Genomic DNA, 12,533 nt, shown 5'->3' on the forward strand with positions numbered 1-12,533 from the left:
TCAGTTGTCACTTCTTGATCTGTATAAGTATTTGCTGAAGCTAATGTTGCTGCATCACCAGCAATACGTGCATTACGTTCAGTGGTTACTTCTTGATCTGTATAAGTATTTGCTGAAGCTAATGTTGCTGCATCACCAGCAATACGTGCATTACGCTCAGTTGTCACTTCTTGATCTGTATAAGTATTTGCTGAAGCTAATGTTGCTGCATCACCAGCAATACGTGCATTACGTTCAGTGGTTACTTCTTGATCTGTATAAGCATTTGCTTGTGTAGAAATAGTACTACTTAGGTTATTAAGTTGAGATACATTCACGGCATCAGTTGCATTAACACCATTAGCTACTCCAGATAAAGTAATGGGACCGTTACTTGAATTGCTTAAGGAAACACCACTATTACTAACTGTTAGTTGATTACCATTACCCGTAGTTATTTGTGTAGCAAGTTTACCAGATGTAAAAGTTGCTATTTGTGAATTTGTACCGTTATAGACAGTAAAGTCACCTATACTTCCGTCATCTGTATTTACATTTACAGATACATGGTTTGCATCACTGCCTAATGAAATATCAGCGTGAGCAAGTGGAGCACTGATCGCTATTGCAATTATAGATAATTTAAAACCCTTTAACATTTTGCAGCACATCCTTAATTTAAGAGAATTTTTTAACTTTGATAATGATAATAAAGTCACAGAATTTAAACAAAATAAAACTTTGTTTTCAATATCCAATTTATAAATATGCGTAATATTTCACATAAAATTTATATTTTACAAATTTCATCTCAAAAAGGTGTGTTAAAGAATTTAGCTTACTTTGGAGTTCTTTTTTTAAAAGATATGAATAAAACTGCTCATTTTATTGACATAATTTTGCTAGATAAATTGGGGATTGTTTAGGTTATCTTTTTTAGTTTATCTAAAATTAACATAATGCACGTTATACGAAGTGCTTGAAATTTTCCTATAAGCATCAATATCTTAATCAAAGCCGTTCTAGGGTTCAGCGCACTAGAGCGGCTTTTTCATGATTCTTCACGTTCCACGCCTATTTTATATACAAAGTTCCACGCCTTTGCTTAGCCAGATTGAATAATCCCCTCAGCCGTTCGGCAAGAAAAAACGACTCAGAAAGCCTCTTTTCGGTGGTTCAGGCTCGACATGCTCTGGCACTGGAATCCGTTTATTTTCCGGCTGCTCCGGAGTAGTCAATCCGTCATCTTTCATGTCAGCAGTATTGGGTTCTGGTTGTGCTGACGTGGTATTTGGCTGGATAGACTCTTCCTTTTTCGCTTCAGTGATTGGTTGTTCAAGATGTCCTTTAAACTCAATTCTATGCGTAAGATCCTCGATATGCTGCATCAAAGCCTTTTCTCTTTGGTTGGCTAAGTCCAACTGATTTTTTAGTAAAGAAATTTGATCTTTTAATACAATTTCGACTTCTGATTGGACGTGTACATGTACATCCTTCTGTACGTGTTCAGTGTGTGTACTGGACTGAACACCTGACGGATTTCCATAAACTCTGATAAGTTCAGATAAGTCTATAAGACCATCATGATCCCTTGATAATTCACCATTTTTTATAGCTTCGTATATTGTTGTACGTGATTTTTTAAAGGCTTTACTAGCGTCCATAACGCTAAATTTTGTTGTGTTCAATGGAATCCCTCAGTGCGTGTACAAGGATGTTCATGTGAACATCCTACCTGAACATGAAGTTTATTTTGTGTTAAATCCTACTTTTTTTAGGTATGGAAGAAGTTCTTCAAATTTGTTCTGATCTTGCAGCATTTCTGCAATTCGAACTGCAAATTGTGCATAGCTTTCTGTACCTTGAGAATATTTATTCATGTCTGGAAGTTCAGAGAGCTTATTAGCAAAGAGGTGACGTTGTGCATCGGTCTGTTTCAAGAATAGATCAAGGGTGGTTGAGCCTTTGTTACCAGCAGCAACCACTTTCTTTTGCTTAAATGAGAATGAAAAACCTGAGATATTGCGTCCCTTTTTATGTTGCTCACATTTAACTTTAATATCCGTATGCTCATTAATTTGGGTAATAGCTAGGTTTAATACCCGATCTTTGAAGTTGCCCATTCTGGTGTACTCATCATCGAGAACACCTATCTTTTGTCTGAACTCTGCTAGCTCAATAATTGGTGTTTGGCCTGTACTACGCCAAGCAATCAATAATTCGTATAAACGTACAGCATATGCACTACTAAGGTGGCTAATTTGTTGAAGCTCATACTTTGTAAATTGTTCTTCTAAACGAGTAATAAGGGGCACGATAGCAGGTGCAAATATTAACTTAACCGTTGCTTCATCATCGATATATCTAATTTCACTAACCCAACGACTTAGAACATTCTCAACCTTTCCTCTTTTATTTATCTCTTGATAACTAAATTGACGAGCAAATAAGTCTTTACAAGCATCTTTGAGGGCTTGATAGGCTGTTTGTCTCGCAACATTAAACTGGGTGACATAACTCTCTGCATGAACTTCTAAAGGATCATTTGCATTGATACCTCTACCACTACCTCTTGCTTCGACAATGGCCAGTAGGATTAAACGTTGTTCTACTAAGTCCAAGTTATAACTTGCATTGATTAATGCATTATCTTTAACAACTAAATCCCGCATTTTATTTGTCTACATTATTATTTATGAATATAAGTCTATATTAATAAATATGTAGATTTATGCAAGGTAAACGTAGTTAAATCTACAAAAAAAATATTGTAGATTTATGGTAGGTAAACGTAGTCATATTGGTAGGTAAACGTAGTCATATTGGTAGGTAAACGTAGTCATATTGGTAGGTAAACGTAGTCATATTACTGCTGAAAGCCTTATCAGCAAAGAGATTCAGTAAGTCTAAAAGCATTTAAAAGTATTAATAATAATTAAAAGCCCAGGGAATGAAAAATTGCCCTTGGTTTTCGCTATGCTCAAACTCTATTGAATCTCGCTCTCGCTCGATTCGTCGGGGCAATTTTTTGATTAATCTCGTTGTGATATTAAGAAAGAGCAAAAGCAACTCGGAATTCGCTTCGCTCATAAAGCTTTTTTACTCGCTACGCTCGATCTAGATTCAATTTTCTACATATGATTTACGCTTATTTAGGCTTCACAGCCTAAAAAGCTGTTTTTCAACGAGTCTAGACGCAAATTTTAGTATTCCCACTCGTAGACACTCGTTCTGTTTATATAGAGATGATTCCTAAAAGGGCCCTATTTCACATCCATTTGCGTTTTTTTAGTTGTTTTCAAACTTTCTTGATGGATTCTGTATTTTGCTTAATAAGTCCATTAGAACGCATTTAAACGTGTTTTATAGATATAAGAGGGAAAATAGTTCCAGCTATATGAAAAGTATTAAAATATAACTATTTTCATAAATTACCTATAAAATTATAGGAATTTGCCTATAATTTTATAGGTAAAAATCTTTAAAAATTATACGTTTATATATGTATAATCATTCAAACTTTAAAATTAGTTCATTATTAAAATGCGTTCTAGAAAGCAAATAGAAATTTTTATACCTGAAGCTGAAGCAATTTCTCTTGTTTTAGGTCCCTATAAATCTAAATTGGTCAATAAAAAACAGAAGTCAGCTGTGAAATTTATCCAGGATCATACTCAAGAGCATATTGATAACTTTCAAATTAAACGTCTGAATTGCGATATTCCTGAACAATTACACACTTGGATTTATGCATATTCACGTTTAAATAATAAATATAGCTCAGCAACGGATCTTGTCATTGATGTATTAGGAAAGTTTGCAAAGGAACGTGGATTTCAGTTTATGAGCGATGAGGTTTAGTGTGAAGAAAGCAATAGGCTATGTACGTGTATCCACTGACAAGCAAGTTGAAGAAGGTATTTCTATCGATGCTCAGATAAATAAAATCAGTGCGTGGGCTTCACTTAATGATTATGAGTTAATTCATATTTATAAAGATGAAGGCATTAGTGGTGTATCTTTGGAAAAAAGAGAAGGGATGCAAAAAGCCCTAGATGAGATTAAAAAAGGCATGGTCCTGGTCTGTTATAGCTTAAGTCGAGTTAGTCGTGACGTTGTCGATACACTTCGAATTAGTGAGATCATAGAAAAAAAAGGTGCTGACCTTGTAAGCCTCAGTGAAAAGATTGATACCACTGGCGCCAGTGGAAAAATGATTTTCAATATGCTGGCTGTATTTAATCAGTTTGAACGAGATCAAGTCGCTGAACGAACCCAGCTGGCAATGCAGTATAAAAAATCTCAAGATCAGGTATATAGCCCTACGCCATATGGGTATGTAAGACAGGGTTCAAAATTAATTATTCATCCAGAAGAGGCATCAAACATTTGTCGAATAAAGAAAATGTATGAAGAAGGCCAAGGTTATACAGCAATTTCTCGTATTTTAAATGCTGAAAAGATTCGGACTAAAACTGGAAAGCTATGGAAAGCAAGTACAGTTCATTTCTTGCTTCAACGTTCAAATATTACGCCTGAAAGATTACTAGAAGAAGTAGAATAGAAAAACCAATGCAATTTAAGTTATTGATTTTTAACTATTTTTTATTATTTACAACGGCCCCCTTGTAGATGTAGAAATAGAATAATTTTTTAAATAAAATCAATAACTTAGAATATTGTGAAATGTTCCACGAAATTATGATTTTTAGAGTCAAATTTACATAATAAGAATTGAGGGCTTTAAGCCCTCAATTCTTATTATGGTCATGTTCTTTGTAATATTGGTGCTTACGCTTTGAATTATGTTTCCAGCTTTTCGCTAGATCATAAACAGAGGTGGGTAAATCATCCCAAGCATCTGGTAGACCAGGACCACGTGCAACACGAATTCTTAAAGGATAGTTCTTGTATTCAATGAGGTGTAAGCGATAAAAGCTACGCTCTTGATGTGTACTGAACTGTTTAAACACACAACTTCTGAGATTCGGATAGGTTTGCCAGAAATAGCGGTGTCTAGAACCTTGTTTATTGAGTGATTTTTTATACTGAGATTTCAGTTTTTTCATGTTTCCTCCTAGGTGGCATTACCTAGAAGGGATCCTCTGCGAAGTAGTTCATGTCTTTAGTTCACGATCATGGCCATTCAATCTGTTCAATATCATAGCAGAAGCAATCTGAATGACTATCTGCTGACTAATCGATACTTTGCATTTCGTAGATGAGATTTTATGTTAAATATTTAATTGCTTAAAATTATTATTTTTCATTATGTTAACATAAAAAGATGTTGAATTTCGTTAAATTGAACAAATATAATGACAACTATAATTATCGGGGTATGTAATGGAAAATAACGTAAAAAACATTCAAATTGTACTTAGTGGTAACTTTGAACCGTTCTCTGCCAATCCAAATAATATAATAGAAATTAGTACCTTATTAAATGAGTTTCAGTTATTCCCTAAAGAAGTAACTGAACAAAGAATTGAGTTTACAGTTGATCAAAAACAAAACATTACTCTAACAAAATCATTAGATCTTGTTAGTGCTAATCAGCAGAATGTTCTTCAAGTTCGCCCTGATATGTTAATTTATAATGCTAACATTGCTGATATTTCATTAAGTAACATTGTTGATATGTTCATTAAAATTTTAAATAAAGTTAAAGATAAAGTAAAATTTGATAAAGCTTCAAGATTAGGTTTTGTTCAAACAATACAATATTTAGATGCAGATATTCAAAGTTATAAGGTACAAAATGGCCTAGCTGATGAAATTATTGAACATAGAAATAGAACAGTTATTAGACAGCCTTTGGATAAGATATCAGAGTTGGTTAATTTTGTTAAAGCTAATGATTTTATCTCTAAAGAAGCTGGGGCTCCTCAGAATATTTTAAGCTATAGTCTTGATATTAATACTGTATCAGATAAAGATGCTGCCAGATTTACTATTACAGATATTAAAAACTTTTTGATTGGTGCTACCGAACTTTTAGAAGGTTAATTTTATATATGTTGATATCTAATAATTTTAACACGTCCTCTAATTATCGTGAAAGTATTGATAAATCGTCCATCGATATTGACTATAAACCTTTAGCCGATAAAGGTTTATTGGATAAATTTTATTCTAAAAATTTATTAAGTAAGGCATTTCAAGATGTCAACTATTCAAATACTTTAATTTCTACAGATTTATCTTATATTCAAGAGAAGAATAAGAAAATAGTAGAAAGAAAGCTTATTAATGATTTTGAAAATTTCAAAGAAAAATTTGAAAACTTTCTTAGATTTGAAGATGTTCCAATCGAGTATGTATCTCCAATTGAAAGAGAGTTTATATCTTTTCTTAAATTATATAAAATTCAAACACTTAATCTTGTTGCTCAATGGATTATTGACTCCTACCATGATCCGAAAACTCTTTTAAATATAGTTAAAATTTTAGGAAACGTAGCTACTGATTTCATAGATAATAACTTTATTATAAATTTGTGCATTTTACTTAATCATAAAGATACTGAAGTCAAAGAGTACGTTTTAAGAATACAAGAAAAGGTTATGAGTGAAATTTTTCATAATGTTCTTTCTAATGCACATTTAGCACCTCAATGGATAGATGAATATAGAATTGAATTAGTTGAAATGTACGACGAAGAAAATCCTAAAGAGGTATAGTTTCAGAATGGGTGTATGTGTTAGAAAGATAAGCAAATCAAAATGGCCATCAGAAGAGATTTTGGCCGGAAAAACTGATGAAGAAGTTTTGCCTTTTTTAAAAGCAGATGCTTTGACATCTTGCTTACGCACTTCAAAAGATGAACTATCGTTGTGGACAGTAGAAAATACTACTGATGAAGAAATAGAGAAAGCTATTCTTGCATTAATAACCAATTCAAGGTTAGAACGATTAGATCGGATACAAGTAGTTTACTTTGATGAAGATAAAGTAAAGCAGTCCGGTTTGACTCTTAAAAAATCTCCTGGTGATACAGTAATTAGTACTTATACTAATTTACATCAAGATATGACCGAATTAAATTATGAAAGAATGGGTAAAGTAAGTGCATTAATTACATCAGCATTAAGAGATAAAAAAATAAAAAAATATAATGAGAAAGAGCTGAGTAAAATGTTACTTGATGCTATTAAATCAGGATTAGTAGAGCAAAAAAAGTTACATATGTTTTTACAACATAAGCTGGGATTAAGCGTTGTAAACTTAAATGGTGAACCAATGCTTTTAAATGAGGATGGTAATTTTATAAAAGCCGAGGATAGTCAGAAAGAATAAATTAGCTTAAGTCATGTAAAAAGTTATATAAGCTTTAAGATTTTCTCTAATGAACATAATACGGATTCTCCGAAATCATTCAGGCAATAAAAAAGCCCGACATCCTGTCGGGCTTTTTCGTATTGGGTGTTTAGGTATAACTCCTGTCGTACCTCACGTCCTGGTGTTGCACTTATCATTATTGTTTTATGTGTTGGAACATCCTGTTCTCTATGTCCCCATCATATGAAAAATCCCCGTGGTGGCCTAGACGCAATGCTCCCTAATTCATGTCAGCCTGAGCGTACAAGATTGCTCAAAACTTACCCCAAGGTTTATCCGCAGAAATTGCGGATAGTTTCGGGACTGGATGTATTGAGTTATCAGGGAAAAGTTAAAATTTGGACGTTTTTTGATCGATTTTATTGGCTGAAAGTGACAAATTCGTTCAATAAAAAGCCGATTTGTTTCAAAATCGGCTTTTTGGGTGTTTTTTAACTTCGGTGAAATTTTTAAGTATTTGATATTTATATTCATATACAAGTGTACTTCGTATAACCGCCATTATGTTAAATGGGTGGATATTTAGTGGAAAATTCAGATTTCGAATAAGAGATTTTATATTAAATAGAATCAAGTAAATTTGGGAACGTGTCTAAGAGAATAACAACCCTTTGCCCTTGCTTGCAGTAATAAATCCTATAGCCTGGTCCAAAGAAGAAACGTAATTCAGAGACACCTTCACTGACTGGTTCAGTATCTCCAAAGTTTCCATCTTCAACCCTATCAATTCGGACCTATATGCGTCTTTTGCCTGTTGGTCTTTTAACTTGGTAAGCCCACTCTTTAAACTATTTTAAAAGTATCGCTAAATCAATCAAGGCGGGCGTGGTGTTTGAACCAATCATTGAGCTCATAACATTAGGTGTACCACTGACAGAAATTGCTGGACGTGCACGTGGAGTTGTTAGTGTTGTATCGCTATTTAGATCTATACGGTATAGGACAGAAGCACCATTATTGTTGTTTATTGCCGCTAGAGCAAATCCATTATCACCACCAGCAATATCAAAACCATCATTCAAGCTTAAGTTCACGCCAAGACTACCTAATCTCACCAATGTTCCATCATTGGGTGGAACTTGCTTCGTCAGTAACTGATTGGCCTGATCTAGATTAAATAATTCGGTGCTAAGAGCTGAAATAGGTGTTTTAAAACTGTTGGTATATGCCGCAGCGCTAATCACTGCATTTGTGATCCCATTGATTTTGCCATCTTGAATGGTTTCACCTGTATCGACATTGATTCGCAGATTTTGCCCCGAATTACTGATGACTCTTAAACGGTCAGCCGTTGGATTGAAGTCAACAGCAAACTGTGTGCCGTCTAGAGTACTAAAGTTACTACCCGTGCCTGCTTTAAGCGCAGTCACAAGTGTTGCAGCACCAGAATTTGGGTTAATGGTATACAGGTTTGCTTGGTCAGTTAAACCATATAGCGTATTGGTTTTATCAGTAGCAGTACGTAATCTAAAATCAATACCTATGAATTTTTCATTAACCAATACGCCTGTAATTTTTTGTTCAGTCGTATCATTTGGACGATTGATTTCAAATCGAATTAAAGAATTATTGTTGGTCAGCCCGATTCCTTTTGAAGTGGTATCTTCTGCTCGATTAAGCGCAATCCCACGAATGGAAGTTTGACGATATTCGCTAGGCAAGTCGCTCGCCTCAAAAATAGCGTTACTGCTCGTTCCGACTTGAGCAAGATTAACTTGAAATAATTTATATGCACCCGAGACTTGTAGTGCGGCAAAACCAATATTATTTATTGGGTCAATATCAAAACCACCGTTATTCGATACATCCTGACCTAAAGGTGCAGAGATACCTAATGTTCCGGCATTTGCATTTTGCAGATAAATGCGATCTGTCGCAGAATCGATACTGTATAATTTTGTATTTGCCGTTCCAGCAAAAGCATTGGTATAAGCAGCAGCACTGACTTCAGTTGTAGCATCACCAACCCGACTGATTTCTCCGTCGGTGATGGTGAGACCTGTATCAACATTGACTCTTAGGTTTTGACCATCTTGACCAATAATTCTTAGACGATCCGCAGCAGGGTTGAAATTCACGCTAAGCGCATCGGGATTGGCAGTAATTTTACTAAAAGCTGCATTACCATCGGTCGTATCTGCTGGATCAGCTGTCATCTTAATGACGAATGTTGCCACGCCAGAGCTTGGATTTAACGTGTAAATATTACCCAACAAACCTACTGCATATAACTTTCCATCACTTGGACGATGGTCTATCCCAACCAGTTGATCCCCAGAAACTAAACCTGAAATTTTAATATTTGAAATCAGTGAATCAGGTTTGTCATGATTGAGTGAGCTAATCATACCGTTACTGGTCAGTACCAATAGATTACCAGTAGCATTTGTTGGAGTAATAGGCTCAGATGAATTTGAATCATTACATCCAATTAATCCGATACCACCCAGTGCGGTGAGAGTACAGATGAGTGTTTTGAGTTCCATGTATAATTTTCCTTAGTTATTGATATTTGATTTCGAAGAACTTCTGATTACACGGTTAAATATTTAAAACAACTCAGCTTTGCTGAGAAACACGTCGAGGTATCTTTAGACTTGAAAAAGATCATTTTCTATTGTTAAGTGTGTAGAATGCATAGAAATGAAAATCTTTAAGTTCAATGTTTGTCGCATGTTAATTAAACATATGTTTTTACTGTTTTTTAGTAAATATATGTTTTATAGCTATTGTTTTGTATTGTTAGATCTATTTGGTAATACTTCACAGATTGTTCACATCAAGTATTTAACTAAATGCAAAATTAAACTGCATTTCAAAATCTAGATCTGAATAGCCACCAATTTTTTAAACACTTTTTAGTCAGATAACTGACTGTCATGGCGTTGTTGAAAGCCGATAATTTTTAGATATTTCTAAAATTAACATAATGGCGGTTATGTGAAACGAGAGCTATCAGCTCTCGTTTTTTTGTTCTAAAACTGCTAAGATTCTTATACGCCATTGACGTACTTCAACCTATGTTATTCATTGAAACCAGTATTTTCACCAAGCAAATCAAAGGGCTTGTGAGTGATGAAGAGTATCGTCAGCTCCAGCAAGATCTCTTGGTACAGCCTGATAAGGGCGACTTAATCAAGAATGGTGGTGGAATTCGTAAAGTACGTTGTGCTCAGGGCAATAAAGGCAAAAGTGGTGGTATCCGTGTGATCTATTATTGGGTCACAGAGGATGATCAGATTTTTTTCTTGGTGGCTTATCCAAAGTCTATGAAAGATAATCTGACAGATAAAGAAACCTCGATCCTGCGTCAATTAGTGAAGGAGCAATTTCATGGATAACAACTTATTTGATGATTTAGTTGCTTCGATCAAAGAAGCTGGTGCCATCAAACGCAATGAGGTGGAGGCAAGTCGAGTCACAGAGCTTGAACTGCCAGATATTAAAGAAGTACGTGAGAAAACTGGCTTAACTCAGGCTGAGTTTGCTGCACGTTTGCATATCAGCGCGAGAACGCTACAGAACTGGGAACAAGGTCGTCGCTATCCGACTGGTCCTGCAGCGACTCTAATTCGCATTCTGAATGCTCATCCCACTCTGATTTAAGAAGTTTAGATAATAAAAAAGCCCGACATCCTGTCGGGCTTTTTCTTATTTAGTGTTTATTAAGAGTGCTTTAGTATTTATTTTTGCATCTAAAAAATTTCTTAAATAAATTGGAAGATTTGGAGGCGTTAAATTTCCTATAAGAAAATTTGTTTCTTTTCCAGTCATTAATGATTGAAATAGCTAAAACAATAGCTAGTAAAATCAGAACAGTTATTCCAATGAGAATTAAATCCATATTATTAATGACTCAACATAAGAAGAGTGCTAACAATTTATCATTTTTAAATATTTTTGTGAATCTTTCAACTTTAATTTTAAAGGTATAAATAATAAAACTTTCTACAGTAATCAAATTCTTATATAGAAACCCATATAACTACAGAATGCTCTGTAAGCTTGTTAAAGGCGTTTTATGGTATTTACTACTCTCCAACCACTCTAGTGCAAAGATAGGTTTTGATGTGCTGCTCTGAGAAGAGGGCTATCCAAAATGAGAAAATCCCAACAGATATTCAGAGATAATGGAAAGACATTAAGATTTTAATAACTTATCATGACGATGATGACTGGGCTGACCATGACTGTCATGGATTAAACTGGGAATATCGCCTTGATTGAACTTCTGCAATAACTGGGTAATTTAGCGGGTGGAAAGATTGAGGATTTCAGCAGCACGGACTTGGGTAATACGATAATCTCGAACGTCTTGCAATACTTCAAAGCGTTGAATTTCTTTATCAGACAAGTGACCAGCATCTATATTTAAATCCAGTACATGATGGTAAAAGCCATCATAAACCAGACATTTTTATTGGTGATAGTATAGACACTTTAATTGGGTTCTAACATTTGAGCTTTTGGAAAGGGTGCATTATGTTAAGTTTAAATAAATTACGTTGGTCTATGCATTCTATTAACTTTTTGATCAAAAAAGCACCATTAAAGTTAGACCTAAGAAAGTCCAATTTTAAGGGTGCTGATGAAAATCATCACTTCGTGAAAATGAGTTCCAGTAGTTTTATAAATATTAAACTACTATAGGATTCAATCTCTTACTTCCATTGGAAACCAAAAGAGACACCACCACCAAAGTCACCGCGGCTGTTACCTGTTCCAGCAGCCTTATATACCCATTTATTGTTTTCAGTTACTCCACTGACTCCAACTGCATATCCTTGTTCTTTTTCCCACTGACCAACACTAAAGCTAACCATACTATAACCAGCATTAGTCGGTTGAGGTAAAGAAGCTATTGCTATACTTGACGCCACTGCTGCTTGATATTTAGTTTCTATATTATTAAATCGTTGATTTGTATAAGCATTTGCTGAAGATAAAGTTGCTGCATCACCAGCAATACGTGCATTACGCTCAGTTGTCACTTCTTGATCTGTATAAGTATTTGCTGAAGCTAATGTTGCTGCATCACCAGCAATACGTGCATTACGCTCAGTTGTCACTTCTTGATCTGTATAAGTATTTGCTGAAGCTAATGTTGCTGCATCACCAGCAATACGTGCATTACGTTCAGTGGTTACTTCTTGATCTGTATAAGTATTTGCTGAAGCTAATGTTGCTGCATCACCAGCAATACGTGCATTACG

Annotated in this window: 12 protein-coding genes and 3 pseudogenes; 7 read left to right on the top strand and 8 right to left on the bottom strand. The window is 34.7% G+C overall.

The features are described 5' to 3' along the window. The 3 genes and pseudogenes from E0H94_RS18950 to repM all read right to left on the bottom strand — a co-directional run. A pseudogene (locus tag E0H94_RS18950) lies at positions 1-737 on the bottom strand (hypothetical protein); the annotation flags it as partial. A 369-nt stretch (positions 738-1,106) separates the two neighbouring features. Further along, on the bottom strand, positions 1,107-1,643 hold the full coding sequence (locus E0H94_RS17850) for a plasmid replication DNA-binding protein (protein WP_131327727.1): 537 nt from the start codon (positions 1,641-1,643) through the stop codon (positions 1,107-1,109). 84 nt (positions 1,644-1,727) lie between these two features. Continuing rightward, positions 1,728-2,651, bottom strand: coding sequence for a replication initiation protein RepM (gene repM / locus E0H94_RS17855; protein ID WP_131327717.1), 924 nt, complete (start codon positions 2,649-2,651; stop codon positions 1,728-1,730). 871 nt (positions 2,652-3,522) lie between these two features. Between repM and E0H94_RS17865 the strand changes: the two genes are divergently transcribed. Together E0H94_RS17865 and E0H94_RS17870 are read left to right on the top strand one after the other, a co-directional pair. Next, the gene (locus E0H94_RS17865) at positions 3,523-3,840 is read left to right on the top strand and encodes a hypothetical protein (RefSeq protein WP_131327718.1); all 318 of its coding nucleotides are present in this window, start codon (positions 3,523-3,525) and stop codon (positions 3,838-3,840) included. A gap of 1 nt (position 3,841) precedes the next feature. Further along, a complete protein-coding gene (locus tag E0H94_RS17870) occupies positions 3,842-4,543 on the top strand; it encodes a recombinase family protein (protein WP_131327719.1) in 702 nt (233 codons plus the stop codon). Between the two features lie 187 nt (positions 4,544-4,730). Here the strand turns inward: E0H94_RS17870 and E0H94_RS17875 are convergent, their stop codons facing one another. Next, positions 4,731-5,048 carry a hypothetical protein gene (locus tag E0H94_RS17875; RefSeq protein WP_131327720.1) on the bottom strand — a complete coding sequence of 106 codons (318 nt, stop codon included), beginning with the start codon at positions 5,046-5,048 and terminating at the stop codon, positions 4,731-4,733. A gap of 277 nt (positions 5,049-5,325) precedes the next feature. Between E0H94_RS17875 and E0H94_RS17880 the strand changes: the two genes are divergently transcribed. Genes E0H94_RS17880 through E0H94_RS17890 form a run of 3 tightly spaced genes read left to right on the top strand, consistent with a single transcriptional unit; the run spans position 5,326 to position 7,278 of the window. Next, on the top strand, positions 5,326-5,988 hold the full coding sequence (locus E0H94_RS17880; protein WP_131327721.1) for a hypothetical protein: 663 nt from the start codon (positions 5,326-5,328) through the stop codon (positions 5,986-5,988). An 8-nt stretch (positions 5,989-5,996) separates the two neighbouring features. After that, complete coding sequence (locus E0H94_RS17885; protein WP_227548675.1) at positions 5,997-6,662, top strand: hypothetical protein; 666 nt, start codon at positions 5,997-5,999, stop codon at positions 6,660-6,662. A gap of 7 nt (positions 6,663-6,669) precedes the next feature. Next, complete coding sequence (locus E0H94_RS17890) at positions 6,670-7,278, top strand: hypothetical protein (RefSeq protein WP_131327722.1); 609 nt, start codon at positions 6,670-6,672, stop codon at positions 7,276-7,278. A gap of 635 nt (positions 7,279-7,913) precedes the next feature. On the opposite strand, the pseudogene E0H94_RS17900 reads toward E0H94_RS17890, so the two are convergent. Both E0H94_RS17900 and E0H94_RS17905 read right to left on the bottom strand, forming a co-directional pair. Then, positions 7,914-8,092 (bottom strand): annotated as a pseudogene (locus E0H94_RS17900) (type II toxin-antitoxin system RelE/ParE family toxin); the annotation flags it as partial. A gap of 16 nt (positions 8,093-8,108) precedes the next feature. Further along, the gene (locus tag E0H94_RS17905) at positions 8,109-9,806 is read right to left on the bottom strand and encodes a DUF4394 domain-containing protein (protein ID WP_131327724.1); all 1,698 of its coding nucleotides are present in this window, start codon (positions 9,804-9,806) and stop codon (positions 8,109-8,111) included. Between the two features lie 534 nt (positions 9,807-10,340). On the opposite strand from E0H94_RS17905, the gene E0H94_RS17910 reads away from it, so the two are divergent. Then, positions 10,341-10,661 carry a type II toxin-antitoxin system RelE/ParE family toxin gene (locus tag E0H94_RS17910; RefSeq protein WP_131327725.1) on the top strand — a complete coding sequence of 107 codons (321 nt, stop codon included), beginning with the start codon at positions 10,341-10,343 and terminating at the stop codon, positions 10,659-10,661. Beyond that, entirely contained in the window at positions 10,654-10,926 is a 273-nt protein-coding gene (nadS, locus tag E0H94_RS17915; RefSeq protein WP_131327726.1) for a NadS family protein, read from the top strand. The genes E0H94_RS17910 and nadS overlap by 8 nt, the downstream gene beginning before the upstream one ends. Positions 10,927-11,464: 538 nt before the next feature. Here the strand turns inward: nadS and E0H94_RS17920 are convergent. Then, positions 11,465-11,674 (bottom strand): annotated as a pseudogene (locus tag E0H94_RS17920) (ISNCY family transposase); the annotation flags it as partial. Positions 11,675-11,981: 307 nt separating this feature from the next. Then, positions 11,982-12,533: YadA C-terminal domain-containing protein (locus E0H94_RS18970; RefSeq protein WP_171462091.1), on the bottom strand; the 552-nt coding region annotated here is incomplete at its 5' end.

The organism is Acinetobacter sp. ANC 4173, from assembly GCF_004331255.1.
In the GTDB taxonomy this organism is placed as follows: Bacteria; Pseudomonadota; Gammaproteobacteria; order Pseudomonadales; family Moraxellaceae; genus Acinetobacter.

Excerpts from the sequence above, each read along its gene's own strand:
- E0H94_RS17850 (WP_131327727.1), bottom strand. The coding sequence starts at position 1,643 with ATGGACGCTAGTAAAGCCTTTAAAAAATCACGTACAACAATATACGAA.
- repM (WP_131327717.1), bottom strand. The coding sequence starts at position 2,651 with ATGCGGGATTTAGTTGTTAAAGATAATGCATTAATCAATGCAAGTTAT.
- E0H94_RS17865 (WP_131327718.1), top strand. The coding sequence starts at position 3,523 with ATGCGTTCTAGAAAGCAAATAGAAATTTTTATACCTGAAGCTGAAGCA.
- E0H94_RS17875 (WP_131327720.1), bottom strand. The coding sequence starts at position 5,048 with ATGAAAAAACTGAAATCTCAGTATAAAAAATCACTCAATAAACAAGGT.
- E0H94_RS17880 (WP_131327721.1), top strand. The coding sequence starts at position 5,326 with ATGGAAAATAACGTAAAAAACATTCAAATTGTACTTAGTGGTAACTTT.
- E0H94_RS17885 (WP_227548675.1), top strand. The coding sequence starts at position 5,997 with ATGTTGATATCTAATAATTTTAACACGTCCTCTAATTATCGTGAAAGT.
- E0H94_RS17890 (WP_131327722.1), top strand. The coding sequence starts at position 6,670 with ATGGGTGTATGTGTTAGAAAGATAAGCAAATCAAAATGGCCATCAGAA.
- E0H94_RS17905 (WP_131327724.1), bottom strand. The coding sequence starts at position 9,806 with ATGGAACTCAAAACACTCATCTGTACTCTCACCGCACTGGGTGGTATC.
- E0H94_RS17910 (WP_131327725.1), top strand. The coding sequence starts at position 10,341 with ATGTTATTCATTGAAACCAGTATTTTCACCAAGCAAATCAAAGGGCTT.
- nadS (WP_131327726.1), top strand. The coding sequence starts at position 10,654 with ATGGATAACAACTTATTTGATGATTTAGTTGCTTCGATCAAAGAAGCT.